Consider the following 26,418-nt stretch of genomic DNA (forward strand, 5'->3'; position numbering starts at 1 on the left):
TCGCCGGTCACCCACCGGGTGATGCGGCACGGCGCAGGGATTCGAGCGGGCGGCGCCCCGTCCGTCGTCGGGCCGAGCCCGCGGCGCCGCGCGGCGGCGCTCACGCTCCCGCGACGCGCTTGAACGGCCCGACGGGCCGCCGCAATCGTCGCGGCGCTGCCGCGCAGAACCTGCCCCGCGGTGCAACCGTCCAGGCGGCATCGACCGGAACACCACACGGCGCGACCGAACACGCAGGCAGATCCGCCGACTCGGCTGACGGCATCCCGGTTTCCCAGGAACGCCCGGCAGCGAATCGGATCCGCAAACCATTCGCGCCCCCGAACGACGCAATCCAGCCGGACACGGCCCGGCCGGCCGATGCGACAGTCGCCGACGGCTCGGGTTTGGAGGCGACCTGCGCCGACAGAGCGATGCGTGCGATCACCCATGAGGTCCAGCGACCGGAAGCAGCAGGGTCACGGTGGTTCCGCGCTCCGGCTCCGACTGGAGCTGCAGGTCGCCCGACCAGCCGAGCGCGATACTCCTGACGATCGCGAGCCCGAGGCCGGTGCCCTGGCCGCTCGCCTTCGTGGTGAAGTACGGGTCGAGGGCGTGCGCCGCGACAGCGGCCGACATCCCGTGGCCGTCGTCGCTCACTTGGAGCCGCATCGACGGCCGTGATCCGCCGCGGCCGCCCGCCCAGCCGCCGCCGATCCGGTCGACCTCGACCCGCATGCGCGTCGCCCCGGCCTGCACGGCGTTCTGGAGCAGGTTCAGCAGGATCTGGGTCAACTCGCCCTGGAGGGCCAGGACCTCGCTGTCCCGGTCGTGGATCAGGACCTCGAACGGCTGGCGCAGCACCGGCCGGATGAAGGTGCAGGCGGTCGCCACCGCGGCGCCGAAGGCGAGGCGCTGGGGCGCGATCGCCTCGCGCCGGACATAGCCGAGGATGCCCTGGATGACGCCGACCGCCTGGATCGCGCAGGCCTCCACCACTTCGAGGTCGGCGCGTTCCGGGGGCTTCCCGGGCAGATCGGCCAGCATGATCTCGGTCATCCCGCGCACGGGCTGGAGCAGGTTGTTGAGTTCGTGCGCCACCGAGCCCACGAACTGGCCGAGGGTCTCCAGGCGCTGCCGGTCCCGCTCGGTCCTGTCGCGCTCCTGCTGCCGATGCCGCTCGAGCAGGTCGATCTTGGTCTGGTAGGCCACCGCCGCCGAGACCATCAGGGCGCTCAGGCAGGCCGACATGCGCCGGATGACCTCCGGCCGGTTGATCGGGACGCCCCGGTCGGTCAGCGCCAGCGCGGCGCCCTCATGCAGGCCGGCGATCTCGTCGAGGGAGATGTCGTCGGTGATCGCCAGGCGGCCGAGTTCCTCGATGTCGAGGAGCGGGGCCTCGTCCGCCGTGGCGACGTACCGGGCCATGCCGTCGGTGTAGCGCTGCAGGAGCATGTCCATGCGGCGTCACGCGCGGAAGGCGACGCAGAGGACGCCGCAATCGTCGCTCTGGCGTCCATGGCTGGCCATCAGGTCCGCAGCGAGGCGCTCGGGATCGCCGCGCGCCGCGTGCGGATCGGCCATCAGGTCCACCGGCCGAAGACCGTCAGTCCACAGGACCAGGATGTCGGCGCAGGTGAACGGAAGGATGAGGGGCTTGAGCGGGCGCAGGCCTCCGCCGACGATGCCCGGCATGCCGTCGAAGCGCAACGTGCGGGCGGAGAACAGGGCGCCCTGGATATTGCCGACCGCTGCCACCGTGATGGTGTTCGCGGCCGGCTCGATCCGCACCAGCGCCGCCGCGGCACCGCGGGTGCGGCGCATGGCCCGGTCGGCGACGGCGAGCCGCTGCGTCGGCTCGATCCCCGCCTGCCCCTCGACCAAGGCCAGCAAGCTCCGGGCGGCATGGTGGGCGTCCGGCCCATGCCCGAGCCCGTCGACGATGCAGGCCAGCGTGGCGTCCCCCTCCCGCCACCAGGCGACCATGTCGCCGCACGCGGTCTCGCCCGGATAGGTCCGGGTCGCCGCAGCGATCCGGGGGCTCGGGATCTGCGGACCCGCGCTCATGGCCGCCGCACCAGGCAGACGATGCGCGTCCCCTCCCCCACGTTTGAGGTGATGGCGAAGGCATCGACCAGGCGGCGCGTCCCCGGGAGGCCGCAGCCCAGACCGCCGCGGGTGGAGAAGCCGTCCTCCATGGCCAGCGCGAGATCGGGGATCCCCGGGCCGTCATCCTCGGCGACGAGCTCGATCACGGCCGCACCGGTCGATCCCTGCGCGGTCAGGCGGATCAGGCCGCCGCGGGCGCTGTGGAGGACGAGGTTCATGGCGAGTTCGGAGACCGCGGTCGCCAGGCCGTGCGCCCGCACGGTGCCGAAGCCGTGGCGCAGGGCGAGCCGGCGGGCTTCCTGCCGGGCCTCGGCGGCATCGATCTCGGTCGTCACGGCCACGGTGACCACGTCAGGCTGCGCGACATCCGGTTCCGGATTCATCGGCGCCTCGTCATGGCTGCCCGCACCAGCGTGCGGCCCGGACGGGTCTCGATGGTCATGTCGTCCATCAGCTTGTGCACGGCGGCGAGGCCGAGACCGAGGCCGCCCCCGGTCGAGTATCCGCGGGTCAGCGCGCCGGCGACGTCGGCGATCCCGGGGCCCTGATCCTCGACCTCGATCACGATGCTCCGCTCCTGCGCCGTCAGCCGCGTGAGCACGCGGCACGCGCCGCCGCCCGCATAGGTCAGGGTGTTGCGGGCGAGTTCGGAGACGACCGTGGCCAGGCGGGTCTGATCGACGGTGCCGAACCCGATCGCCGCAGCGGCCGCGCGGCTCGCCTGGCGGGCCCGCAGGATGTCGTCCTGGATCCGGATGTCGACGCTCGCGTGCGTCGCGGTGCCGGATGTCCCCGGTTCCGGTCCGGGTCGATCAGGCGGTCGGGACTGTGTCATGGCGACCTCCGCGGGACGCCACCAGCCGAGCGACCTTGGCCACGCCGCCCTCGAGATCGAAGGCGGTTTCCATGTCGATCATGGCCGGGCCCATCTCGACAAGCGTCAGGGCCACGGCGGGCTGCATGCCGGCCAGGACCGCGACCCCACCCATGATCCGCACCATCTTGGCCGTCTCCGAGAGGATCCGGGCCATGTAGGAATCCACGACATCGGCCGCCGTGATGTCGATCACGAGGCCGTCGGCCTTTCCGGCCTGGATCAGCGCGAGGGCGTCGATCTGGAGGTCCATCACCTGCTGGTCCGTCAGGTCGGCCGGCAGGGAGGTGAGGAGAACGCGGCCGAGCCGCAGGATGGGGACGCGCATCAGAGCATCGTCTCGGTCGCGCCCTTGGCGTGCTGGCCGAGGAGCCGGAAGGCCTCGGCCAGGCCGGACCGAAGGCTCCCCCGGGTGATCATGCTCGACAGGTCCACGTCGAGCTTCACCAGGGTCTGGGCCGCATCGGGGCTGATGCCGGTGACGATCACCCGGGAGCCGAGCAGGCGCGCGGCCTCGACGGTCTTGGTCAGGTGCAGGGCGACGCGGCTGTCGATCAGCGGCACGCCGGTCACGTCGAGGATCGCGATATGCGCTTCCTCGCGGGCGAGCGCCTCCAGCAGCCACTCCATCACCTGCCGCGCCCGCTGGGTGTCGATGATCCCGACGAGCGGCATCAGGATGATGTGACGCCAGATCGGCAGCGCCGGGGTCGCCAGGTCGAGGAGCGCCCGGCCCTGGCGCTTGATGATCTCCTCGCGCGTCTCGACGAAGGCCGCGAAGGTGACCAGCGCCAGCCTGTCCACCACCGCGTCGAGGGCGGTGCGCATCGTGTAGAGTTCGGTCACCTTGGCGCTGGTGGCGCGGTCGAGCAGCTCGCCCGCGATCGTCTTCAGCGACAGGATCAGCGTGGCGGTCTCCATCGGCGTCAGGCCGTCGCGGGCGCAGGCGGCACTGATCGTGGCGGCCTGCTCCTCGACGGCTCTGAAGGCGGGCCCCTCGCCCGTGCCCGCACCTTCGTCCGCGAGGAAATAGGCCGTCAGCCTCTCGATCAGCGTCCCGAGTTCCAGCTTGAGCAGCTGCATTGAGGCGGGCTGCGCCTTCGGCGCGATGTCGCGCAGCCGTGCGAGCCAGGCGTCGAGCACGCCTGCCCGGTTCTGGAGAAGGATTTGTCCGAGGCCGTGCATCAGTTCGGTCACTCCTTGGCGGCCGCTGGGGCCAGGGCGGAGACGGCGGCCAGGAGTTCCTGCATGCCGACCGGCTTCATGAGCACGCGGTCGGCCCCGACGCGGGCGGCCTCCTCCATCGAGAAGACCTGCGGCGCCCGCGGGGCCCCCCCGGTGATCGCGATGATCGGCAGGCCGGGCCTGTGTGCCTTCACCCAGCCGATCAGCGTCAGGCCGTCCCGTCCGGGCATCCACAGGTCGGTGACCAGGATATCGAACGGCCGGCCGCTCAGCAGCGCCTCCGCCTCGGCGGCGGAGCCGCATTCCTGGACCGTGTGCTGACCCCGTTCGAGAAACCGCCGGACCGTCATTCGCACGACCGGCACGTCATCCGTCAGGAGAACCGATGCCATGGATCAATCCTCCTGTCGCACGCACAGGAATGGTTCGTGCGAAGCACAAATTTCGAACCAAGCGCGCAAGTTAAATTGGAAAACATTGGCAATATCTAGAACAGTTCTATATCTTTATTGTGGTTCATTACGCTTCTTGGAGGAGACGGTCCTTCTGCGAGCGCGATCTCCGCAAACGACTTAGGGTCAGGCCAAGATTTCGTCAAGGATTTTGATAAGTCCAGCGCATGCAGATGCGTGCGGGCCGCAGCAAAAATACCCTCGAGATGCTGAAGACGCTGGCGCGTGACATCCTGGAACTGAATCGATCCGATCAGCCGGACGATCGGCTGCGCGATCCGGGCGCTCTCCTCTTGGACCTTCACCAGCGTGTCCCGCTGATGGGAGACGAGGCGCTCCATGTTCTCGGTCAGGCTGGCGATCGCCGCGGCGATCTTCATGAGTTCGCCGCGCTCGCTCTCGACCCGGTCGGTCACCAGCGTGGAGAAATTCTCCCGGATGGATTCGCGCAGGCTGGCGAGATCCTGAGCGATCCGGGTCGCGGTGCCGGCGGAGGCGCCCGAGAGTTCCTTGACCTCCTTGGCCACCACGGCGAATCCCGCGCCGGCCTTCTCGGCCCGGGCCGCCTCGATGGTGGCGTTGAGGGCGAGCAGGTTGGTCTGGCGGGCGATGGTCTGCACGCCGTCGGTCGCCAGGGTCAGTTGCGCGGTCGCGACGTCGAGCTCGTCGAGGCGCTGCCGGCAGGCCACCACGTCCTGGTCGCGGCGGACCAGGAAGTCGCCGATCAACTGACGATTCTCGGCGAGCTGCTGGTCGGTCTGGTCGACGATCTCGATCACCCGCGCGTTGAAGCCGGACAGGTCGAGGAAGGCCAGGAGTTCGGTCATGGCGGCATCGACCTCCCGGAGGCTGGTCATGATGTCGTAGGCGGCGGCCTCGGTCTCGGACGTCACCGAGGCCGTGTCGGTGGCGGCGCGCTCGAACAGGCGGTCATAGACCGCGAAATGATCGGCCAGGGCGGCGTGGAACGCCGCGCCTCCGGCTGCGGCCGGCGCCCCGGCCGCGTCCGGCCGATCCGCCGCGGACACCTCCGCCGACACGGTCTCCGGGCGCGGCGGCGCCTCCGGCTCCATCGACAGGCGGGTCGCCGCTGCTGCGGCCCGGCTCGCCCCCCAGCTCGCCGCGAAGCCGGCCGCCGCGATGGCGGCGACGCCCGGCGCGGGGCCGAACGCGACCGCACCGATGGCGGCGAGCGCCACGGCGGTGAAGACAGCGCAGAGCGGACCCACCCATCGGATCACGCGCGGCGGAGGCACCCAGGGCACGATCAGGCTCCGGGGACGAGCTGGCGGATCACCTTGAGCAGCGCTTCGGGATCCACCGGCTTGACGATCCAGCCCGTGGCACCGGCCGACTTCGCCTCGTTGCGCTTGTCCTGCTGGGACTCGGTGGTCAGCATCAGGATCGGAATGAATTGCAGGCCCGGGAGCTTGCGCACCCGGCGGATCAGCTCGATCCCGTTCATCGCGCCCATGTTGAGGTCGGTGATCAGCAGGTTGGGCTTGGTCCCCGCCTGCAGCGTCGCCACCGCCTCCTCGCCGCTCACCGCCTTGACGACGCCGAGGCCGGCCTTGGTCAGGATGCCCTCGATGCTCATCAACATCGTGGGGGAATCGTCGACAATCATGATCGTCGTGGCCAACGCGCGTCTCCTAAGATGGCTGGTGGGTTGCGGGCGCCGCATCGGCCTGCCAGACGGCGGCCAGCTCGTCGGCCAGCAGGCCGTAATCGGCGGCGCCGCGGCTCGACGGGGCGTAGTCCCGGATGGATTCGCGGGCGGCGAAGGCCTCCGCCAGGCGGATATCGGTCCGGATCCCGGTGAGCACGCGCTCGATCCCGAATTCCCGGGCGATGTCGTGCAGGGTCTCGCGGTGGTGGTTGGTGTGCACGTTCAGCATCACCGGCAGCAGGCCGACCACCTTCAGGTCGCTGTTCACCGTGGTGGCGATGCGGAAGAACAGCCGCGCCAGCTGCCGCACGCCCTCGGCCGACAGGGCGTGGGGGATCATCGGCACGAGGACGCCGTCGGCCGCCGCCAGGGCGTTGACCAGGATCATGTCCAGCGAGGGCGGCGTGTCGAGGATCACGAGGTCGAAGCGCGCCGCGATCTCCGGTCTGCGCAGGCCGCGTTGCAAGGCCGAGGCGCTGCGGTCCATGGCCGTAGTGCCGTCGAACAGCTGGTCGGCGGGGACGACCGACACGCCCGCGGAGGCGGTCGGCCGGACGGCGTCCAGCAGGTCGAAATCGGGGGTCGTGAAGATGTGGTGGGCGGTCGTCGTGTCGCGCTCCGGCACGATGCCGAAGCCGAGGCCGGCATGCCCCTGGGTGTCCAGATCGACGAGCAGCGTGCGCCGGCCCCGGGCGCCGCACTCCGCCGCCAGATTGACAGAGGTCGTCGACTTGCCGCTGCCGCCCTTCCGGTTCGAGATGGCCAGAATCGTGGTCAAGCGGCCGCTCCGGACGCCTGCAGGAACGGCATGACGAGGCCGGCCAGCGCCGGATCGGCGGGCGGCGCGATGGCGGCCGGCCGGGCGGCGGCGAGGACCTACAGGATCGCGGCGTGCAGCCCCTGGCACTTGGTCAGCACGACCTTGTGGGCGCCCGGCCTGCGCAGGGCCTCCAGGAGCGGCAAGGCCTCCTCGACGGTGCAGTGACCCTCCAGGTGGACGGTCCTGCGGACGATCCGGATGGCCATCACAGCAGCTCCCTGAGGTCGAGGACCAGGAGGACGCGGCCATCCCCCAGGAGGGTCGTGCCGGCATAGCCGCCGATGCCGGTCAGGACGCCCTCCAGGGGCTTCAGGATCACGTCCATCCCCTCCCGGAAATTGTCGATGATCAGCCCGGCCCGCCGGCCGTTGACGTGGCAGACCAGCACGGCGGCGTCGGCCTCGCCGCGGGGCTGCTCGGGCAGGTTCAGCAGGCGCGACAGGCGCAGCAGCGGGATGATCGTCTCGCGCAGCACGAAGGTCTCGGATTTCTTGATCATCCGGATGCGCTCCCGCGGCACCCGCACGGTCTCGACGATCATGTCCATCGGCACGCCGTAGAGGCTGCCGGCGGCCTCCACGATCATGATCCGGGTGACCGCCATGCTGAGCGGCAGGGCGAGGCGCGTCGTCGTTCCCTCGCCGATGCGGGAACTCACTGTGACCTGGCCGCCGAGCTTCTCCACGGTAGTCAGCACCACATCCATCCCGACCCCGCGGCCGGACAGGTCGGAGACCTCCGCCGCCGTCGAGAAGCCCGGGCGGTAGATCAGGTTGATCGCCTCCTGGTCGGAGAGGCGGTCGGCCTCCTCCTGGCCGACCACGCCCTTGGCGATCGCGGCGCCGCGGATCCGGGCCGGGTCGATCCCGCGGCCGTTGTCCTGGACCTCGATGATGACGCTGTCGGCCTCCTGGCGGGCCTTGAGCAGGATCCGGGCGGTGGTCGCCTTGCCCGCAGCCCGGCGCTCGTCCGGCGACTCGATGCCGTGATCCAACGAGTTGCGGACGATGTGCAGCAGCGGGTCGCCCAGCGCCTCGATGATGGTCTTGTCGGCGGCCGTGTCCTCGCCTTCGAGGGCGAGGTCGATCCGCTTGCCGAGCTTGCGCGCGAGGTCGCGCACCAGCCGGGGAAACCGGTCGAAGATCTCGGAGACCGGCAGCATGCGGACCTGCATGATCGCGCCCTGCATCTCCTGGGCGAGCCGGTCGATGACCGCGTATTGCTCCTTGATCTCGCGGGACATCTCGCGCGAGGCGTAGGTCTCCTCCGCGCGCTTGGCGAGGAACGGCAGGGCGTTCTTCGAGACGACGAGTTCGCCGATCAGGTTCATCAGCAGGTCGATCTTGGCCTGGTCGACCTTCAGGGATTTCGCCGCGAGGCGCTGCTCGGGCTCCTTTCCGCCCAGGGCCGGAGCCGGCGGGGCCTCCTCGGCGAAGGTCTGCGGACGCGTCTCCGCGGGCGCGGGCGCGTCCTCCGCGCGCTGGAGCGGGGCGCCCGCCAGCACGGCCGACAGGGCGCTCAGCACGGGCGCGACCGAGCGGCCCTCCCGGGCCGCCTCCAGCGCGGCCTGGAACGCGGCGCGGTCGGCTTCGCGGCCGAGGCTGAGGAGCACGTTCTCCACCACCGTGCCGACGGAGGCGAGGCGATCCGCATCGTAGCCCGTCCGCTCCAACGCCCGGTGCTGGCTCGCCAGGACCGATTGGGCGAGTTCCTGGCGCGGATCGGCGGCCGACGGCGCCGGAGCCTGGACGGCGGCGAGCGCTGGGGCCGCCGGGACCGGATTGAGCCGGCCCGAGCCGGCGGCCGCCACGAATGCGCCGACGAGCGCCGGATCGGGTTCAGGCGCCGACAGGGCGGCGTCCAGCCAGTCGAGCGCCTGCCGGCGCCAGAGCGTCGGCCCGGCGACGCTGCGCAGAGCGGCCACGGCGTTGCGCAGGTCGTCATGGCGCCCGGCGGCGAGGAAGGCCGTGGCCGCCTCGCGAAAGTCGTCCCAGATCGGACCGTCGCTGGCCTCGCCCGCGATCCGCACCAGGTCCCGGGGCCGCACGGGGGCGATGGTGATCCGGTCCAGCTCGTAGCGCATCGCCAGCTCGATCTCGGCCCGGGCCGCCGTGCTCAGCAGAGCGAAGTGCAGGTTGCACTGGTAGGGATCGAGATCCTCGAGCGGCCCCCAGGGTTCGGCGGGCGCGATGTCGAGGACCAGCGCGTCCGGCACCTGCTGGATCGCCTGGAGGGGATCGGTCCCGTTGAAGAAGCAGCCCGGCTCCGGCTCGTAGCGGACCAGGTGGATCGCCTGGCCGCCGCAGGCGCGGCGGAACGCGTCGAGGCAAGCGGTGGCCGGCAGGCGGGCGAGAAGCGCCGGCGGCAGGGTCGCGACGTCTTCGACGGAGGCCGGACCAGCCCCGTGCCGCGGGCCGTCCGCCGCTGCGCCGTCGGCCGCGCCGTCCTGCGATCGCAGACGCTGGCGCAGCGACGCTGCCATCCGGTGCGCGACGATGTCGGCATCCGTCGGCAATACGGCGCGCCGCTCGAGTTCGTCGATCCACTGGCCGACCTGGTCGAGGCTGTCGAGCAGCATGTCGACGAGGGCGGAGTCGATCTGGAGCGCGTCGGACCGGACCTCCCCAAGGAGATCCTCGGCGGCGTGGACCAGCCGGGTCAGGGCCGCCGCGTCGAACAGGCCGGACGAGCCCTTGATCGTGTGGACAGCCCGGAACACCTCGTTGATCGCGGTCTCGTCCGTCGGGTTCCGCTCCAGCTTCAGCAGCCCGCTGGCCGAGACCTGCAGCAGCTCGCGCGCCTCGGGGATGAACCGGGCCAGCAGGGGATTGCTCATGCCCGCGCACCCGTCAGCAGGCGCGCCGTCTCGACGAGGAGCACGGGATCGGCCGGTTTGACGATGTAGAAATTGGCGCCCGCCTCGTAGGCCCGGGTCGCGTCGATGTCCTTGGACTCGGTGCTGATCGTGACCACCGGGATCGCCTGAAGCGACGGCTCGCGGCGGATCCGGGACACCAGTTCGTAGCCGTCCATCTTGGGCATGTTGATGTCGACGATCATCAGGTCGAAGCCGCCGAGCAGCGCCTTCTCCAGGCCCTCGACCCCGTTGGCGGCCTCCTCGACGACGAACCCGGCCCGGCCGAGCACGTCCTGATAGAACATCCGCATCGTGATGCCGTCCTCGACGACAAGTATTCGTTTGCCGGCCATGCCCGTATCAATCCTGATCGATCGGTCTTTGATAGACGATCGTGTCGCCGAACTTGCGCGGCAGGAACATCGATGACATCCGGCTCATACTCTCCGAATGTCCCAGGCAGATGAACCCGCCCGGGGTCAGGCATTCGTAGAGCGCCTCGACCGCGGCACGTCGGGACATATCGTCGAAATAGATCAGCAGATTGCGGCAGAAGATCACGTCCATCGCGCGGTAGCGATGCATGTGGATCGGATCGGACAGGTTGGCGATCGAGAACTCGATGGAGCCGCGCAGCTCGTGGTGGATCTCGAACTGATCGTCGCCGACCGCGCGGAAATACTTCTTTCTGAGCTCCGGTGACAGCCGCTGCAGGGAGCGGTTGCCGTAGATCCCCTTGCGGGCATCGGCGAGCACCCGGGAATCGATGTCCGACCCGGTGATCTCGATGGCGAACTCGTCCGCCCGCGACCAGTTTTCCAGGATCTGGATCGCGATCGAGTACGGCTCCTCTCCGGTCGAGCACGGCATCGACCAGATCCGCAGCGTTCCACCGGACCGCCGCGTCCGGGCGATCTCCGGCAGGATACCACGCACCAGGGCATCGAACTGATAGTCCTCGCGGAAGAAATAGGTTTCGTTCACCGTCATCAGGTTGACGAGGTGCTGCAGCTCCTCCCCGGACGCCTGGAAACGCAGCAGGGTGAAGTACGCCTTGAAGCTGTCGCTCCCGGTCTTGGCGATCCGCTCGAAAAGACGCTTCTCGACGAAATACTCCTTCTTGCCGCTGAACGAGATACCGGTCCGACGATAGAAGTATTCGTAGAATTTCTCGTACTCGTCCTCGGTGATCTCGACCGCCGGGGCGGTCTGCACGAGGGAACGGGGCAGTTGCATCATGCGCCTCCGATCCGGCGGATCGCCGCTGCGGCCGCGAAGCGGATGAAGGGGACCTCGGGGAAGCGCGCGGCCAGGGCCTGGAGCGGCGCGACGGCGCTGGCGTCGCCGATCTCCGCGAGGCCGTCGACCGCCGCCGCGCAGACGTTGACATGGGAATCGCGCGCCACGACCTCGGCCAGCCAGGTCGGCGCCTTCGGGTGCGGCAGCAGGCTCAGCATGTTGACCGTCAGGATCCGGACGTCGCTGTCGGGATCGGCCAGCAGGTCGGCGACATGCGGCTCGACCTCGGCGGGCATCTCCTGAAGCACCTCGATCGCGGCGTTGCGCAGGGCGCTGTCCTCGCTGCGCAGCAGCGGCAGCAGGCCCTCGACCACCGCGGGGGACTTGATCCGGATCAGCGTCGTCAGGATCACCGCCCGGACGCTGGCGGCCGGCTCGCGGCCGAGATGCGCGCAGAGGAGCGGTCCGGCCTCCGGGAAGGCACCGAGATCGCGGGCTGCCCGGCGCCGCTCGCCCCCCTCCGGGGCGGCGAGGGCGGCCGTGAGGGCGGCGAGATCCACCTGCGGCGCCCCGGCTTCGGTCTTCGGCGGGAGGGTCGGTTTCTTAAGGGCCACGGCGGCGTTCCCCGACTCGCGCGCCGGCTTCCGGAGCGCGGAGCCACCTGACGAGCTGCTCTGCGATCGCGTCGCTCGGCAGGACCACGCTGGCCCCGCCGCGCTTGATCAGTTCCTGCGGCATGCCGAAGACGATGCTCGTCTCCTCGTCCTGCGCGATGGTCAGGCCGCCGCCGGCGCGCACCCGGGCCATGGCCTCGGCGCCGTCGTCGCCCATGCCGGTGAGCTGCACGGCGATCAGCCGGTTGGCGGGCAGCAGGGCCAGCGCGCTCTCGACCATGCGGGCGACGCTGGGATGCCAGATATGGTCGTCGCTCTGCGGCAGCGGGGTCGCGGAATAGCCGATGCCGCGGCGGGTCACGACGAGGTCGGCATCCCCCTTGGCGATGTAGACCGTGCCGGGCTCGACCGGCATCTGCCGGGCGACCTCCACCACCGACAGCGGGCACAGGTCGTTCAGCCGGCGGGCGAACACCCCGGTGAAGCTGCCGGGCATGTGCTGAGCGACCAGGACCGGCCAGGGGAAACCGGCCGGCAGGCGCGGCAGGATCTCCTCCAGCACCCCGGGCCCGCCCGTGGACACGCCCACCAGGACCAGCCCGGGGCGCCCCCCACTCGCGACGGCGACCCGGGATTGCGGCTCCGGCTCAGCGCGGCGGCGCTGGGCGGCCAGGCGCCCGCGCAGGCCGGTGCTGCGGCGGACCCGGGTGGTCGCGGCGCTGCGGACCTTCATCAGCAGTTCGCGGTGGATCCGGTCGATCGACAGGGAGATCGTGCCGCCGGGCTTCTGGACGAAGTCGACGGCCCCGAGGCTCAGCGCCTGCAGGGTCGTCTCGGCGCCTTCCTCGGTCAGCGACGAGACCATCACCACCGGCCGCGGATCCTCGCTCATGATCCGCGACAGGCAGGTGATCCCGTCCATCTCCGGCATGTTGACGTCGAGGGTGATCACGTGCGGATCGAAGCTCTGGAGCGCCTCCAGGACCTCGACGCCGTTGCGGGCTGTCTGAACCGTGAAGCCGCCCGCCGCCTCGAGGAGCTGCGTGAGGTGCCTGCGCATCAACGCGGAATCATCGGCCACGAGGGCGCGGATCATGCGGGGTCTCGCCAGGGTGACGGGGGAGCGGGACGCAGGTCCGGGCGGCGCCCGGACCTGCGCTCAATGGGTGGTGAGCCGGACGGCGGCGGCTTCCTGGGTGTCGAGGAGCTGCATCGTGTCCAGGAGCAGGACCATGCGCTTCTGGCTCTCCAGATTGGCCACGCGCCGGATCAGGCGCTGCTGCGCGTCCGACAGGTTGGGCGCGTCGCCGATGGCCTTGGCGGAGATCCGCATCACCTCGGAGACGGAGTCGACGATGAAGCCGGTCCGGACGCCCCGGACGGTGAAGACCATGATCCGCTGACGGTCGTTGCGCTCCGCCTCGGCGAGGTTGAAGCGGCGGCGCTGGTCGACCACCGGCAGGACGACGCCGCGCAGGTTGATCACCCCCTCCACGAAGGACGGCGCCTTCGGGATCCGGGTCAGCTCGTCCGGCACGCGGACGATCTCCTGCACCGCCTCGATCGGCACGCCGTATTCCTCGCCCATCAGGCGGAACACCACGAACTGCTCTTCGTCGGCGGCGTCCCGGCGCTCGTCCCCGTCCTGTCGTCCGTCGGCACGCATGCCCTCGTTCTCCGTGGCGGCCAGCTTGCGCAGCTCAGTGGTGTCGAACATCGTCTCGACCGACAGCACGGAGACCAGGCGCCGTCCCTCCTGCAGCCGGCAGATCGCCTGGATCTCGTCCATGCCGCCGTCCTGCGACAGCAGGGCCGGCATCGCCTCGACGAGGTCGCGGCTGACCCGCAGCACCTCCTTGACGCTGTCCATCACGACGCCGACCGACAGGGTCCCGCCGTCGCCGAGCGACACCACCACGACCTTGTTGGTCTCGCTGAACGCCTTGGCCTGGAGGCCGAACATCTCGCGCAAGGACACCAGCGGCAGCAGGCGGTTGCGCAGGGTGATGACCCCGAGCACGTGGGCCGGCGCATTCGGGACGTGGGTGATGCGCTCGGGAAGCTGGACGATCTCCTGCACCCGCTCGATCGGGAAGGCATATTCCTGCCCCGCCACCTCGAAGCTCACGAGCTGATCCTCGTCGGCCTGGATCTCGGCCCGGGCGGACGAATCCGCGTCGGCGGCCTGCACCTGGCCGGCGGCCCGGCGGGTCTTGGCGGCGATCTGGCTGAATTCGCGACTGACGAGCTGGGCCGCGTCCAGGATCATCACCATCGACCGGCCGTCGTCGCCCTTGATCATCCCGGTCAGGAGCGCGGTGTCGACGCTGCCCTCGATCGCTGAGGTCGGCTCGATCCGGTCGGGATCGACCGTGACGACGTTGGCCATCCGGTCGACCACCAGGCCGATCGGATGGCCCTGGTCGAGCACCACCACCCGGGTGGCATCGTCGTTCAGCACGGGCGGGAAGGCGAACACGTCCCGCAGGTTCAGCACCGGCAGGACCGTGCCGCGGAGGTTGGCCAGCCCCAGCAGCGAGGCGGGGCTGAACGGCACCCGCACCACCTCGGGGATCCGGATGATCTCCTGCACGTCGGCCAGCGCGACGGCGAACATCTCCGTCTCGACGTGGAAGATCACGAACTGACGGGCCTCGCCGCGGCCGTCCACCTCGTCGCTCCGCGCCGCGGCGTCGGCCGGATCGGGCGTGAACCCGGGATCCGGCGCCTGCACTGCCTGAGCTGCTGCGTTTGCCATGGTCGGTCTCTCGCTCTCCGGGCGGTTCGGCTCAGGCAGCCTGAAGCTCGTCGGCGAGCGAGGCGATCTCCTCGATCGCGGCGGCGAGCTGCTCGGCGCCCTTGCCCTGCTCGCCGGCGGCGATCCCGGCCTCCGCGGAGGTCCGCGCCGCCTGTTGGGCGGCGGCGGCGACCTGCTCGATCGCCGTCTGGACCTCCCGGACCATGCGGGTGATGCCGTCGGCGCCGGCCAGGATCTCCCGGTTGCCCGACAGCACCTCGACCATGTCCTTCACGACGATGTCGAGGTTGCGCGAGATGGCGCCGCTCTTCTCGACCTCGACGGCGGCGCTGTCGGCGATCTCCTGAAGGTCGCCGCGCACGAACACGATCGTGTCCTGGATGGTCTTGACCGTGTCCTTGATCCGCTCCGCGTTCTCGGCGGAATCCCGGGCGAGGTTGCGGATATCCGTCGACACGACGGCGAAGCCCTTGCCGAACTCGCCGGCCCGCGCCGCCTCCACCGAGCCGTTGACCGCGAGCATGTTGGTCTGGATCGAGACCGTGGTGATCGCGTCCACGATCTTGTCGATGCGCCGGCTGACCTGCTCGAGGGACGCGATCTGGTCGCGGCTCACGCGGCCGGCCTCGACGGATTGCTCAAGGCCGTCGATCATCGCGTCAACCAGGCTCTTGTTCTCGATCAGCAGCTCCGAGATCCCCTGGGCCTTCTCCACGGCGTTGCCCGCCAGTGTCTGGGTAACCTGGGCGCGCCGCTCGATCTGCGCGATCGCCGCCGAGGATTGCTGGGTCGCGGCCGATTGCTGCTGCGCGCCCTTGGTGATCTCGTCGAGGGCGATCGTGACCTGGCCTGCTGCGCGGTTGATCTCCTCGACGGCGCTGGAGAGCTCCTCGGCGGCCGAGGCGACCTCCTCGGCGCTCTTGCCGATATTGGTGCTGTTCTTGAGTTCCTCGGCGAGGCCGGACAGCTCCTGGGCGGCGTCCTCGCTCTGCGACAGCGCGGTGGTCTGCTGCTCCACCATCTTGCCGGCCTCCTGACAGGCCGCGCTCTGCTCCTCGGCCGCGGCCGCGATGATCTCGGCGCCCTTCTGGGCCTCCGTGGCGGCGGTCGCCGATTCGTCGGCGGCCCGGGCGAGCTCGCCGCAGCCGTCGATGATCTCGGCCATGTTGCCCCGCACCCGCTCGAGCTGGGCGGTCACCGTCCGGCCCTTCTCGACTTCGCCGCGGGCCGAGACCGCGGATTGGCTGATCCCGTCGGCCGCGACCTTCACGTCGGCCTGGATCTGCGCCACGAGTTCCTGGATGTCCCGGGCGGACTTCTCGCTGGTCTCGGCCAGGGTCCGGACTTCGTCGGCGACCACCGCGAAGCCCTTGCCGTGCTGGCCGGCCCGGGCCGCCTCGATGGCGGCGTTGAGGGCGAGCAGGTTGGTCTGGTCGGCGATCCGGGCGACGGCCTTCACGATCTCGCCGATCGCGCTGGCCTGCCGGTCGAGTTCCTCGACCAGCTTCACCGAGGCCTCCTGGCGCTCGGACGCCTTGGCGATGGCCCCGACCGTCGCGCAGATCTGCGCGGCCGTCTCGACGATGAGCCCGGACAGGGCCTCGGTCTTGCGCAGGGAGGTGCCGGCATTCTCCTTGGCGGCCTGGATCAGGACCGCGCCCTAGTTCACCGCCTTCATGGTCTCCTGGGCGGCGCCCGCGGCCTCCTCGGCGCCGACGCCGATCTGCTCGGAGGCCTTGCGCAGCTCCTCGGCCGCGGCTGCCGCCTCGGCGATCCCGCTGGACAGCTCGGCGGTGGCCGAGGCGATCCGCTCGGCGGCCTTCTGCTGGCGCGCGAAGGTTCGGGCCTTGCGCTTCTCCGCCTCGGCGGCGAGGTGCGACCGCCCCGCGACGGCCGGCGCCCTGTCCCGCGGGGCGGCCGGGGCCGGCATTGAGTGGACGGCGGATTTCTTCGCGAGAGCCATGGTGTCGACGCCTTATGCCTGGATCTGAGGGTTTTCTGCCCCTGGACAGGGGTCGGTTCGCTTTTCTTGATATGTCATCTGATTGTCATGTTGCGGTTTTTAGCAATCATCTGCAATATTTCCCTAAAGAATATGTATTTCAACAGCCAATGAGCAATATGTGCAACTCAGTATTGACCGTTAGTTTACGACAACTCTAGTATACTCAAAAACTGCCCCTGCACAAGATATTTTTATGGACCAAATTTGCTCATGAGGATCATGTAATGTCTATCGAATGCCAATTATCATATAGATCCACTTGCTATTCAATCTATTCAATGGGACCTATGCGGCGTAAATCGATGATGACCGCAAATCATCAGATCGATTAACCGTAGAACCGAAGAGTCGGCGGAGGCCCAATCCGATCTCGCAGGAATGGCCCCGGCGAGACCTTGCGCCCGATCCGGTCCGCGACACCGCCCTTGAACATAAAAGGGGCACGGCGAGACGGGACCTGGATCAGACCGTGACCGGGACGGGCCGGAAGCCCTTGGCGTCGATGTGAGCGGCAGCCCACGGGCCGCGATGCACGAGCTGGGGAGCGGACAGGAGGAGGCCCAGCGCAACCGCCGCGGCCGCACGCCTCGGGTCCGTCACGGACCGAGTTTGCCAATCAAGGCGTCAGAATTGGCAGGCGGGAACAGCCGGCGACCGACAGCCAAAGCGGGCTCTGCGGCGATCTCAGCGACCTGTTTGGTGAGCGCGTTGGGGTTCGAACCCAAGACCTACAGATCAACTAGTCATGTTGGCCTCGAGGGCCAGACTCAGAACAAACCTTGAGCGAGACGAATTGGTGCGTAAATCAGTGCCATGATACCGACTAAGAGCAATAACACCACAGAAAATCGGATTAATCTGGAATGTCTTTTCTGCTGCTCCATAAAGATAAGCCTGCCTGGGCCACCTTTGAACCTGACATTGGTGATCGCCGGCAGCTCAGCCAGGGAATTTAACATTCGAACTCGAAAATTTTCGCCAGGATTCAGAGACCCTATGCTAACAATTATCCTGTTATCAGGATTCCTATGTGTTGTATAAGCAAGATGTGGAAAAATCTCGAAATGCTGCGGCGGAAAATTGAATACAAACTCTACCGATTCGCATATCTGACGACCAACATTGAAAAACATATAATCCGCTGAGTATACAGAAAAAGCTTGACCTTGATCATTCCTGGGAAGCAAGTGTGAGCTGTGCACCATGGCGTAGTGGAGCTCGGGCTTAGCGGCAAATATTCGTAGTAATAGAAAACCTGAACCAGACAGGAATGCTGTTAAAAGCGCGGATAAAAGTTCTTTCGAATTTGTTACATATTCGAGTGCCGCATGCATGCTGCCCAACGCCTTTAGACCGCGCCAATACCGAGGTGGATCAAGGATATCAGAACACCCTTGTTACCCGGAACGTTGCTCGAGACGCTGGTGGTCGCCTCGCGCAACAAGATAAGTCCATGAATATATTGGTGAGCGCGTTGGGGTTCGAACCCAAGACCTACAGATTAAAAGTCCGTTGCTCTACCAGCTGAGCTACGCGCTCGCGCCCCCGATACGCCTGCGGCGGGTCGCTGGGGACGGCGCGTTCGCAATAGGTGAGCGGGACCGGGGGGTCAACACGAGGCCGGGGACGAACCCTCAGCGGGCGCCGCCCCGCGCACGCTCCACGATGCCGCGCGCCTCGTCGAAGGCGGCGTCCGGGTCTAGGTCCGTGGTGTCGAGCCGCACCGCGTCGCCGGCCATGCGCAGCGGGGCCGCGGCCCGGGCGGCGTCGCGCGCGTCGCGGGCCTCGATGTCGGCCAGGATCGCCGCGAAGGTCGCGGTGTCGCCGCGGCCGGACAGTTCTCGGTGGCGGCGGCGCGCCCGTTCCTCCGGGGAGGCCGTGATGTACAGCTTCACCTCGGCCTCGGGACAGACCACCGTGCCGATGTCGCGCCCGTCGAGCACCGCGCCCTGCGGATCGGCCGCGAAGCGCCGCTGCCAGGCCAGGAGGCCGGCCCGGACCTCCGGGACCGCGGAGATCCGCGAGGCCGCCTCGCCCATCGCCCGATCGCGCAGGCGCGGGTCGTCGAGCTTCTCCGGATCGAGGGCCTGCGCCGCCCGGGCCGCCGCACCGTGGTCGTCGAGCGCCAGGCTGGCATCGATCAGGGCGAGAGCGACGGCGCGGTAGAGCAGGCCGGTGTCGAGATGCGGCAGGCCGTAATGGTCGGCCAGTCGCTTGGCCAGCGTACCCTTGCCCGAAGCGGCCGGGCCGTCGATCGCGATCACGAGGGGCATGCGGTTCACCCTTCGATCCGGCCGCCGAGGGCCCGCATGGTCGGCAGGAAGCTCGGAAAGCTCGTCGCGATCATCGCCCCGTCATCCACCGTCACCGGGTCCCGCGTGGCGAGACCCATGACCAGGAACGCCATCGCGATGCGGTGATCCAGATGCGTCGCCACGGTGCCGCCGCCTGCAGGTGCCGTGCCGTCCCCCTCGACCACGAGGTCGTCGCCCGCGACCGTGTGGCGGACGCCGTTGGCCGCGAGGCCCGCGGCCACGGCGGCGAGCCGGTCGGATTCCTTGACACGCAGCTCGTGCAGGCCGTTCATCCGGGTCCGGCCCTCGGCGAAGCTCGCCGCCACGGCCAGGACCGGATACTCGTCGATCATCGCGGGCGCCCGCTCGGCCGGCACGTCGACGCCCGTCAGGCGGCTCGCCCGCACGCGCAGATCCGCCACGGTCTCGCCGCCCTCGTCGCGCTCGGCCACACGCTCGATCTGCGCGCCCATCTCGAGCAGCGTGGCGATCAGGCCGGTGCGCAGCGGGTTCATCATCACGCCCTCGATCACCACGTCGGAGCCCGGCACGATCAGCGCCGCCACGAGCGGGAACGCCGCCGAGGACGGATCGGCCGGCACCACCACGTCGGTCCCGCGCAGGGTCGGCTGGCCGGTGAGCGCGATGCTGCGGCCGTGTCCGCCGGGCCCGTGCGGCACGACGCTGACCGCGGCGCCGAACAGGCGCAGCATCCGCTCGGTGTGGTCGCGGGTCGCCGCCGCCTCGATCACCGTGGTGGTTCCGGGGGCGTTGAGGCCGGCGAGCAGCACCGCCGACTTGATCTGCGCCGAGGCGGCCGGCGTCTCGTAGGTGATCGGGATCGCCTCCTTGAGCCCGCGCAGGGTCAGCGGCACGCGCCCGCCCTCGGCCTCGGCGAGGACCTGGGCGCCCATGCGGGTCAGCGGGTCGAGGATCCGGCGCATCGGGCGCGAGCGCAGGGAGGCGTCGCCGTCGAAGGTCGCGGTGACCGGCTGGCCGCCGACCACGCCCATCATCAGCCGGGAGCCGGTGCCGGCATTGCCGAAATCCAGCACGTCGGCCGGATCGCACAGCCCGCCGATGCCCACGCCCCGCACCCGCCAGCGGCCCGCGCCGAGGCGCTCGACTCCGGCCCCCAGCGCCCTGGCGGCGGCGGCGGTGCGCAGCACGTCGTCACCCTCGAGCAGGCCCTCGACCCGGGTCTCGCCCTCGCTGAGCAGGCCGAGGATCATCGCCCGATGGGAGATTGACTTGTCCCCCGGCGGACGCAGCCGCCCCCGGAGGGGCGTGCCCGGTGCGGCGGTGAGGGGTTCGGGAGGCGAATCGTGAGACACGGGACGTCCGATCGGGCTCGACGGTGGGCTGGGGTCCGGCGCGTCGCGCGGGATCGCCGCGCCGCTGCAATCGGACCGTGAAACCGCGGTGCGGTTAACACGCGCACCGTCGCACGTCATCCATCGGATCCCCCACGAGCCCGCCGCCCGGGATTCGGTCGCGCGGGTTCGATTGACAGGGGCGGCGCCCCCGACTAACGGGGCCCCTCCCCCGAGATAGTAGTGACGACGAGGTGTCCGCCCGTGGCCCGACCGGAACTTGGCTTGAAGCGCCAATGCATGAGCTGCGGCGCGAAGTTCTACGACCTCGCCCGCGACCCCGCCGTCTGTCCCAAATGCGGGGCGGTCTACCAGGCGGCCGCCACCAGCCGGGTTGCGGCGCCGGTGGTGTCGCGGGCGTCGAACGACGATGAGGAAGAGACCGACGAGAAGGGTCCGGAGCTGGTCTCGCTCGACGAGGTCGAGGCCGCCGAGGACGAGGCGGATCCGACACCCGAGGACGAGACGGTCGAAGACGGGGATGCCGCCGAGGACGATACCTTCCTCGAGGAGGAGGATGCCGGCGACGACGACGTCGCGGACCTCATCGACGGCGACATCGAGAACGACGAAGAGAGCTGAGGCGGTCTCCGCACCGCCTCCGAAAACACCCCGACCGAGACGAAAAAAAGGGGTTGAGTCCGCGGCGCGAGCCGCCTATAGAACCGGCCTCGCCGGACGACAGCCGGACGGCGAGGCCCCGCGGGACCCAAACCGCGGCGGATGAAAGTGGGGCCTTAGCTCAGCTGGGAGAGCGCTTCCATGGCATGGAAGAGGTCATCGGTTCGATCCCGTTAGGCTCCACCATCCTCCCTTCAGCGCGTCGTGTCCGGATCGGGCGTTACGCGCGCCCCAATCCTCATGATGTCCGCCGCCCTGCCCCGCGATTGATCGCGCGGGCGTCGTCGGATCACCGCGTCAGGTGACCGAGCGGCAGTGCCGTCGTGTACTTCACCTGCCCCAGCGCGAAGCTGGAGCGGATATTGGCCACCCCCGGGATGCGGGTGAGGTGGTCGAGCACCAGGCGCTGGTACTGGCCGAGATCCTCCACCACCACCCGCAGCATGTAGTCGGCCTCGCCACTCATCAGGTAGCATTCCATCACCTCCGGGCGGCTGCGGACCGCCTCGTCGAAGGCCTGGAGCGCGGCCTGGGTCTGCTTCTCCAGCGAGACGTGGACGAAGACGTTCACCGCGAGCCCGAGGCTCAACGGGTCGACCACCGCGACGCAGCCCCGGATGATCCCGGCCTCCTTCAGGTCGTTGACCCGGCGCCAGCAGGGCGAGGTCGACAACCCGACCTGCTCTGCGAGATCGGCGATGCTGATCTCGCTGTCCTGCTGCAGCCGTTCGAGGATGCGGAGGCTGGCGGCGTCCAGATGGGCCGGTCGGGAGACCACGTTTTCGTTCTCCGGTTTGCGACGGGCATAGCATGCCGCTGATCGCCGGATGGAAGGAAAGCTTTTGGTGGTGCCGATCGAGGAGGACGTCCCCTTCCGCATGCGCCCACCCTCCTTGCGCGCGCAGCGAACCAACCTGGGGCAGCGCTACGGTTGGCGATCGCGCGGCGCACCGGGTGGCCTCGCTGCGCGCGCAGTGACGGCGTGCGACGAGGCACCGAACGATCCGACGGTGAGCCGTCTCGAAGACCGACGATTGGGTCGCAGGACATCCTCCACCGCGTGGTTGGCCCAGAGCGGGTCGCGCGGCCGGCAGAATGTACCAGTTTCAGCGGCGAACTGGGCAAACCATGCCAATCACCAGCCCCGCACGACAAAAATTCGGCATGTCGCCCCGCGTCCGAACCCGTATGCTCCGATGAAAAGCCGGGAGCTGCCCCATGAACGCCATACCGCCGAGGACGACGATCGCACGCTCCGCCGAGGTCGATCACGATCCGGCCGAGACCCAGGATTGGCTGGCCGCCCTCGAATCGCTGTTCCGCACCGAGGGCGCGGCGCGGGCGCGCTTCATCCTCGACCGGCTGGAGCGGCGCTCGAAGGAGATCGGCATCCTCGACGAGGCCTTGCCCTATTCGCCCTATCGGAACACCATCGCGCTCGAGAAGCAGCCGCGCTACCCGGGCGACCTCGACATCGAGGAGCGCCTGACCTCGATCATGCGCTGGAACGCGCTCGCCATGGTGGTGCGCGCCAACATGGCCTACGGCGAGCTCGGCGGGCACGTGGCGAGCTACGCCTCGGCGGCCGAGCTGTTCGAGGTCGGGTTCAACCACTTCTTCAAGGGCGGCGCGGACGGCGACCTCGTCTACTTCCAGCCGCATTCGGCCCCCGGCATCTACGCCCGGGCCTTCCTGGAGGGCCGCCTGTCCGAGGAGCAGCTGAAGCATTACCGCCAGGAGATCGCCGGCGACGGTTTGTGCTCCTATCCGCATCCCTGGCTGATGCCGGATTTCTGGCAGGTGCCGACCGGCTCGATGGGCATCGGCCCGATCCACGCGGTCTACCAGGCGCGGTTCATGCGCTACCTCGGCCACCGGGGCTTGGCCGACACCGCCGCCCGGCACGTCTGGGGCGTGTTCGGCGACGGCGAGATGGACGAGCCGGAATCGATCGGCGGCCTCGCGATCGCCGCGCGGGAGAAGCTCGACAATCTCACCTTCGTCATCAACTGCAACCTGCAGCGGCTGGACGGGCCGGTGCGCGGCAACGGCCAGATCATCCAGGAGCTGGAGAGCCTGTTCCGCGGGGCCGGCTGGAACGTCATCAAGGTGCTGTGGGGCTCCGAGTGGGACGCGATCTTCGCCCGCGACACCAACCACGCCCTGCTGCGCCGCTTCGCCGACACCGTGGACGGCAAGTACCAGACGCTCGGCGCCAAGGACGGCGCCTACAACCTCGCCCATTTCTTCGGGGAGGATGAGGAGGTCCGCGAACTCGTCGCGCACATGTCGGACGCCGATGTCGACCGCCTGAAGCGCGGCGGCCACGATTTCCGCAAGCTCTACGCGGCCTTCGCCGCCGCCAAGGCCACCAAGGGCCGGCCGACCGTGATCCTGGCCAAGACCAAGAAGGGTTACGGCATGGGCGGCGCGGGCGAGTCGCGCATGACCGCCCACCAGGCCAAGAAGCTCGACGTGGATGCGCTCCGCGCCTTCCGCGACCGCTTCGCCCTGCCGCTCTCCGACGCGCAGGTGGAGGGCCTGTCCTTCTACAAGCCGGCCGAGGACGGCGCCGAGATGCGCTACCTGCGCGAGCGCCGGGAGATGCTGGGCGGCGTCCTGCCGGCCCGCCGCCGCACGGCGCCGACCGTGACGGTGCCGCCGCTCTCGACCTATGCGGGCTTCGCCCTGGAGGCGGCCGGCAAGGAGATGTCGACCACCACCGCGGTGGTCCGGCTGTTCGGCAACCTCTTGAAGCACAAGGATCTCGGGCCGCGCGTCGTCCCGATCGTCGCCGACGAGGCGCGCACCTTCGGCATGGCCAACCTGTTCCGGCAGGTCGGGATCTACGCCCCCGAGGGGCAGCTCTACGAGCCCGAGGATGCCGGCTCGATGCTCTACTACCGCGAGGCCCGCGACGGGCAGCTGCTAGAGGAGGGCATCACCGAGGCCGGGGCGATCTCGTCCTGGACCGCGGCGGCGACCGCCTACAGCGTCCACGGCCTGTCGATGCTGCCGTTCTACATCTACTACTCGATGTTCGGCTTCCAGCGGGTCGGCGACCTGATCTGGGCCGCGGCCGACCAGCGGGCGCGCGGCTTCCTGATCGGCGCCACAGCGGGCCGCACAACGCTCGGCGGCGAGGGCCTGCAGCACCAGGACGGGTCGAGCCACCTCGCGGCGGCCGCGATCCCGAACTGCCGGGCCTACGATCCGGCCTTCGCCTACGAGATGGCGGTGATCGTCGATCGCGGCGCCCGGGCGATGATGGAAGAGGGCGAGGACGCTTTCTACTACCTCACCGCCATGAACGAGAACTACGCCCAGCCCTCCATGCCGGAGGGGGCTGAGGCCGGCATTCTCAAGGGGATGTACCGCCTGTCCGGACCGGAGACCGGGCCGGCCGCGATCCGCCTCCTCGGCTCGGGCGCGATCCTGCCCGAGGTGATCGCCGCGTCCGTGCTGCTGGCGCAGGATTGGGACGTCGCCGCGGAGGTGTTCAGCGTCACGAGCTTCAGCGAGTTGGCACGCGATGCCCGCGAGGCCGAGCGGCAGGCGATGCTGCACCCGGAGGCGGATGCCCCGGTGAGCCACGTGGCCGCGCTGCTCCCGGGCGCGACGCCGGTCGTGGCGGCGACCGACTACGTCCGGGCCTACCCACAGCTGATCGCCTCCTATGTCGGCGCCCGGTTCGTGACGCTCGGCACCGACGGGTTCGGCCGTAGCGACACCCGCAATGCGCTCCGCCGCTTCTTCGAGGTGGACCGGCAGCACGTGGTGGTGGCCGCCCTGCACGCCCTCGCCGAGGCCGGCACGGTGCCGCGGGCCACGGTCGCCGAGGCGATCCGGCGCTACGGGATCGACGCCGACACGCCGGCGCCCTGGACGATCTAAGACATCCAACCCGCGTCCTCATCCTGAGGCGGCGGAGCGAAGCGGAGCCCTCGAAGGAGCCCTCCAGCTGGCCGCGCGATCCCTGGAGCCCTCCTTCGAGGCTCGCTTCGCTCACACCTCAGGATGAGGGTGTGGGTGGGACAGAGGCTAGAGCGCGAACGAACGCCGCGCGGCCCGGCCCCGGACCTCGCCCCCAAAAACCACTCCACCCAAGACAAGCCACGGAAACCCGCCCGCATGAGCGCCGCACTGCAGATCGCCCTCCCGGATATCGGCGATTACCGGGACGTGCCGGTGATCGAACTCCTGGTGAAGCCGGGCGACCGCCTCGCCGTGGACGACCTGATCCTGAGCATCGAATCCGACAAGGCGACCATGGAGGTCCCCTCCCCGGTCGCCGGCACCGTGCGGGAATTGCTGGTCGCGGTGGGCTCGAAGGTCTCGGAGGGCACGCCGATTCTCATGGTCGAGCCGGCGGAAGGCGGCGAAACGGTCGACGCGCCTCCCCCTCCCCCTCCCCCCTCTGCGGGGGAGGGTACCCTGCGCAGCAGGGGGGGCCGGGACGAAGTCCCGCAAGAGGGGCAGCGCGACGATGCGGGTTTCACACCTGTCGTGACTCTTCCGGATACCGCGCTCCCCTCTCCCGACCCCCTTCGGGGGCCACCCTCCCCCGCAGAGGGGGGAGGGAGCGCGCGTGGCATGTTGGGAGCGAGCCTTCCCCCGGCCCAGCCGTCGAACGACGATCAGCGACCCGTCACGTCGGGCGAGGTCCATGCCAGCCCGTCCGTGCGCCAGCTCGCCCGCGAACTCGGGATCACCCTCGCCCGGGTGCCCGCCACCGGCCCCAAGGGGCGGATCCTGCGCGAGGACCTGCACGCCTTCGTCAAGGCGGCGCTCCAGGCCCCAGCCCAGACATCAGCGGCGCCCTCAGGGATCGGCGCCTTCCTGCCGCCGTGGCCGACGGTGGATTACGAAAAATTCGGCCCGGTGCGGCGGGAGCCGCTGTCGCGGATCCAGACGATCTCGGGGGCGAATCTCAGCCGCAACTGGCTGACGATCCCGCACGTCACCAATTTCGACCGGGCCGACGTCACCGAGATCGAATCGTTCCGGGTCGGCCTCAACGCGGAGACGCGCACGCCGCCGGTGCGGGTCACCATGGTGGCCTTCCTGATCAAGGCCGCCGCCCTCGCCCTGCGGGCCTATCCGCGCTTTAACGCCTCCCTGGAGGGCTCCGACCTCGTCCTCAAGGAGTACGTCCATGTCGGCTTCGCCGTGGACACCCCGAAGGGCCTGATGGTCCCGGTGGTCCGCGACTGCGACCGCAAGGGCCTGATCACGATCGCCACCGAGATGGCGGCGCTGGCCGACAAGGCCCGGGCCGGCAGCCTTTCGGGTACGGACATGCAGGGTGGGTGCTTCTCGGTGTCGTCGCTGGGCGGCATCGGCGGCGACGGCTTCACCCCGATCATCAACGCCCCAGAGGTCGCGATCCTGGGCGCGGCCCGTTCACGCACGGAAGCGGTCTGGGACGGAAACGCCTTCCAGCCGCGGCTGATCCTGCCGCTCAGCCTGTCCTGGGACCATCGCGTGGTCGACGGCGTCGCCGCCGCCCGCTTCCTCGGCCACATCGCGTCGGTCCTGTCGGACCTGCGCCGCGCCCTGCTGTGATCGA

Annotated in this window: 26 protein-coding genes and 2 tRNA genes; 4 read left to right on the forward strand and 24 right to left on the reverse strand. The window is 69.4% G+C overall.

Features of this window, described 5'->3' with window-relative positions; translation table 11 throughout:
- Window positions 1-423 precede the first annotated feature (423 nt).
- The 23 genes from AC3IF3_RS05735 to aroA form a co-directional block, all read right to left on the reverse strand.
- Window positions 424-1,440 (reverse strand): sensor histidine kinase, encoded by a 1,017-nt coding sequence (locus AC3IF3_RS05735; protein WP_489227768.1) that lies wholly within the window; start codon window positions 1,438-1,440, stop codon window positions 424-426.
- A gap of 6 nt (window positions 1,441-1,446) precedes the next feature.
- Window positions 1,447-2,046, reverse strand: coding sequence for a SpoIIE family protein phosphatase (locus tag AC3IF3_RS05740; protein WP_489227770.1), 600 nt, complete (start codon window positions 2,044-2,046; stop codon window positions 1,447-1,449).
- Window positions 2,043-2,471 carry an anti-sigma regulatory factor gene (locus AC3IF3_RS05745; RefSeq protein ID WP_489227772.1) on the reverse strand — a complete coding sequence of 143 codons (429 nt, stop codon included), beginning with the start codon at window positions 2,469-2,471 and terminating at the stop codon, window positions 2,043-2,045. The genes AC3IF3_RS05740 and AC3IF3_RS05745 overlap by 4 nt, the downstream gene beginning before the upstream one ends.
- Window positions 2,468-2,923 carry an ATP-binding protein gene (locus AC3IF3_RS05750; protein ID WP_489227773.1) on the reverse strand — a complete coding sequence of 152 codons (456 nt, stop codon included), beginning with the start codon at window positions 2,921-2,923 and terminating at the stop codon, window positions 2,468-2,470. Before AC3IF3_RS05750 ends, AC3IF3_RS05745 begins: the two co-directional genes overlap by 4 nt.
- The gene (locus AC3IF3_RS05755) at window positions 2,901-3,290 is read right to left on the reverse strand and encodes an STAS domain-containing protein (RefSeq protein WP_489220057.1); all 390 of its coding nucleotides are present in this window, start codon (window positions 3,288-3,290) and stop codon (window positions 2,901-2,903) included. Before AC3IF3_RS05755 ends, AC3IF3_RS05750 begins: the two co-directional genes overlap by 23 nt.
- Window positions 3,290-4,147, reverse strand: coding sequence for an STAS domain-containing protein (locus tag AC3IF3_RS05760; RefSeq protein WP_489227775.1), 858 nt, complete (start codon window positions 4,145-4,147; stop codon window positions 3,290-3,292). The genes AC3IF3_RS05755 and AC3IF3_RS05760 overlap by 1 nt, the downstream gene beginning before the upstream one ends.
- Before the next feature lie 8 nt (window positions 4,148-4,155).
- Window positions 4,156-4,539, reverse strand: a complete 384-nt coding sequence (locus AC3IF3_RS05765; protein ID WP_489220059.1) for a response regulator — start codon at window positions 4,537-4,539, stop codon at window positions 4,156-4,158.
- A 95-nt stretch (window positions 4,540-4,634) separates the two neighbouring features.
- The gene (locus AC3IF3_RS05770; RefSeq protein ID WP_489227777.1) at window positions 4,635-5,864 is read right to left on the reverse strand and encodes a methyl-accepting chemotaxis protein; all 1,230 of its coding nucleotides are present in this window, start codon (window positions 5,862-5,864) and stop codon (window positions 4,635-4,637) included.
- A 2-nt stretch (window positions 5,865-5,866) separates the two neighbouring features.
- Window positions 5,867-6,241: a response regulator gene (locus tag AC3IF3_RS05775; RefSeq protein WP_489220061.1), complete on the reverse strand. Its 375-nt coding sequence runs from the start codon at window positions 6,239-6,241 to the stop codon at window positions 5,867-5,869.
- A 10-nt stretch (window positions 6,242-6,251) separates the two neighbouring features.
- Entirely contained in the window at window positions 6,252-7,046 is a 795-nt protein-coding gene (locus AC3IF3_RS05780; RefSeq protein WP_489227779.1) for a ParA family protein, read from the reverse strand.
- 98 nt (window positions 7,047-7,144) lie between these two features.
- On the reverse strand, window positions 7,145-7,294 hold the full coding sequence (locus tag AC3IF3_RS05785) for a hypothetical protein (RefSeq protein WP_489227781.1): 150 nt from the start codon (window positions 7,292-7,294) through the stop codon (window positions 7,145-7,147).
- Window positions 7,294-9,924: a chemotaxis protein CheA gene (locus AC3IF3_RS05790; protein WP_489227783.1), complete on the reverse strand. Its 2,631-nt coding sequence runs from the start codon at window positions 9,922-9,924 to the stop codon at window positions 7,294-7,296. Before AC3IF3_RS05790 ends, AC3IF3_RS05785 begins: the two co-directional genes overlap by 1 nt.
- Window positions 9,921-10,298, reverse strand: a complete 378-nt coding sequence (locus AC3IF3_RS05795; protein WP_489220065.1) for a response regulator — start codon at window positions 10,296-10,298, stop codon at window positions 9,921-9,923. Before AC3IF3_RS05795 ends, AC3IF3_RS05790 begins: the two co-directional genes overlap by 4 nt.
- Window positions 10,299-10,305: 7 nt before the next feature.
- A complete protein-coding gene (locus AC3IF3_RS05800; RefSeq protein WP_489227784.1) occupies window positions 10,306-11,184 on the reverse strand; it encodes a CheR family methyltransferase in 879 nt (292 codons plus the stop codon).
- Window positions 11,181-11,798 (reverse strand): HEAT repeat domain-containing protein, encoded by a 618-nt coding sequence (locus AC3IF3_RS05805; protein ID WP_489227785.1) that lies wholly within the window; start codon window positions 11,796-11,798, stop codon window positions 11,181-11,183. The genes AC3IF3_RS05800 and AC3IF3_RS05805 overlap by 4 nt, the downstream gene beginning before the upstream one ends.
- On the reverse strand, window positions 11,788-12,894 hold the full coding sequence (gene cheB / locus AC3IF3_RS05810; RefSeq protein WP_489227786.1) for a chemotaxis-specific protein-glutamate methyltransferase CheB: 1,107 nt from the start codon (window positions 12,892-12,894) through the stop codon (window positions 11,788-11,790). Before cheB ends, AC3IF3_RS05805 begins: the two co-directional genes overlap by 11 nt.
- A gap of 63 nt (window positions 12,895-12,957) precedes the next feature.
- Complete coding sequence (locus tag AC3IF3_RS05815; protein WP_489220069.1) at window positions 12,958-14,556, reverse strand: chemotaxis protein CheW; 1,599 nt, start codon at window positions 14,554-14,556, stop codon at window positions 12,958-12,960.
- A gap of 31 nt (window positions 14,557-14,587) precedes the next feature.
- Window positions 14,588-16,066 (reverse strand): methyl-accepting chemotaxis protein, encoded by a 1,479-nt coding sequence (locus AC3IF3_RS05820; RefSeq protein ID WP_489227787.1) that lies wholly within the window; start codon window positions 16,064-16,066, stop codon window positions 14,588-14,590.
- 150 nt (window positions 16,067-16,216) lie between these two features.
- On the reverse strand, window positions 16,217-16,519 hold the full coding sequence (locus AC3IF3_RS05825; protein WP_489227788.1) for a hypothetical protein: 303 nt from the start codon (window positions 16,517-16,519) through the stop codon (window positions 16,217-16,219).
- Window positions 16,520-17,328: 809 nt separating this feature from the next.
- Window positions 17,329-17,895, reverse strand: coding sequence for a hypothetical protein (locus AC3IF3_RS05830; RefSeq protein ID WP_489227790.1), 567 nt, complete (start codon window positions 17,893-17,895; stop codon window positions 17,329-17,331).
- A 129-nt stretch (window positions 17,896-18,024) separates the two neighbouring features.
- Window positions 18,025-18,100 (reverse strand) — tRNA-Lys (locus AC3IF3_RS05835).
- A gap of 95 nt (window positions 18,101-18,195) precedes the next feature.
- Window positions 18,196-18,834 (reverse strand): (d)CMP kinase, encoded by a 639-nt coding sequence (gene cmk, locus AC3IF3_RS05840; protein WP_243972631.1) that lies wholly within the window; start codon window positions 18,832-18,834, stop codon window positions 18,196-18,198.
- Between the two features lie 5 nt (window positions 18,835-18,839).
- A complete protein-coding gene (gene aroA, locus AC3IF3_RS05845; protein ID WP_489227792.1) occupies window positions 18,840-20,189 on the reverse strand; it encodes a 3-phosphoshikimate 1-carboxyvinyltransferase in 1,350 nt (449 codons plus the stop codon).
- A 243-nt stretch (window positions 20,190-20,432) separates the two neighbouring features.
- On the opposite strand from aroA, the gene AC3IF3_RS05850 reads away from it, so the two are divergent.
- The gene (locus tag AC3IF3_RS05850) at window positions 20,433-20,810 is read left to right on the forward strand and encodes a TIGR02300 family protein (protein ID WP_243972633.1); all 378 of its coding nucleotides are present in this window, start codon (window positions 20,433-20,435) and stop codon (window positions 20,808-20,810) included.
- A 149-nt stretch (window positions 20,811-20,959) separates the two neighbouring features.
- Window positions 20,960-21,035, forward strand: a tRNA-Ala gene (locus AC3IF3_RS05855).
- A 103-nt stretch (window positions 21,036-21,138) separates the two neighbouring features.
- On the opposite strand, the gene AC3IF3_RS05860 is transcribed toward AC3IF3_RS05855, so the two are convergent.
- Window positions 21,139-21,627, reverse strand: a complete 489-nt coding sequence (locus AC3IF3_RS05860) for an Lrp/AsnC family transcriptional regulator (protein WP_489227794.1) — start codon at window positions 21,625-21,627, stop codon at window positions 21,139-21,141.
- A 440-nt stretch (window positions 21,628-22,067) separates the two neighbouring features.
- Here AC3IF3_RS05860 and mdeB point away from each other — a divergent pair, with 440 nt between their 5' ends.
- Window positions 22,068-24,743: an alpha-ketoglutarate dehydrogenase gene (gene mdeB / locus AC3IF3_RS05865; RefSeq protein ID WP_489227796.1), complete on the forward strand. Its 2,676-nt coding sequence runs from the start codon at window positions 22,068-22,070 to the stop codon at window positions 24,741-24,743.
- 237 nt (window positions 24,744-24,980) lie between these two features.
- The gene (locus AC3IF3_RS05870; RefSeq protein ID WP_489227797.1) at window positions 24,981-26,414 is read left to right on the forward strand and encodes a 2-oxo acid dehydrogenase subunit E2; all 1,434 of its coding nucleotides are present in this window, start codon (window positions 24,981-24,983) and stop codon (window positions 26,412-26,414) included.
- Window positions 26,415-26,418: the final 4 nt, after the last annotated feature.

Source organism: Methylobacterium sp. J-118 (genome assembly GCF_057836565.1).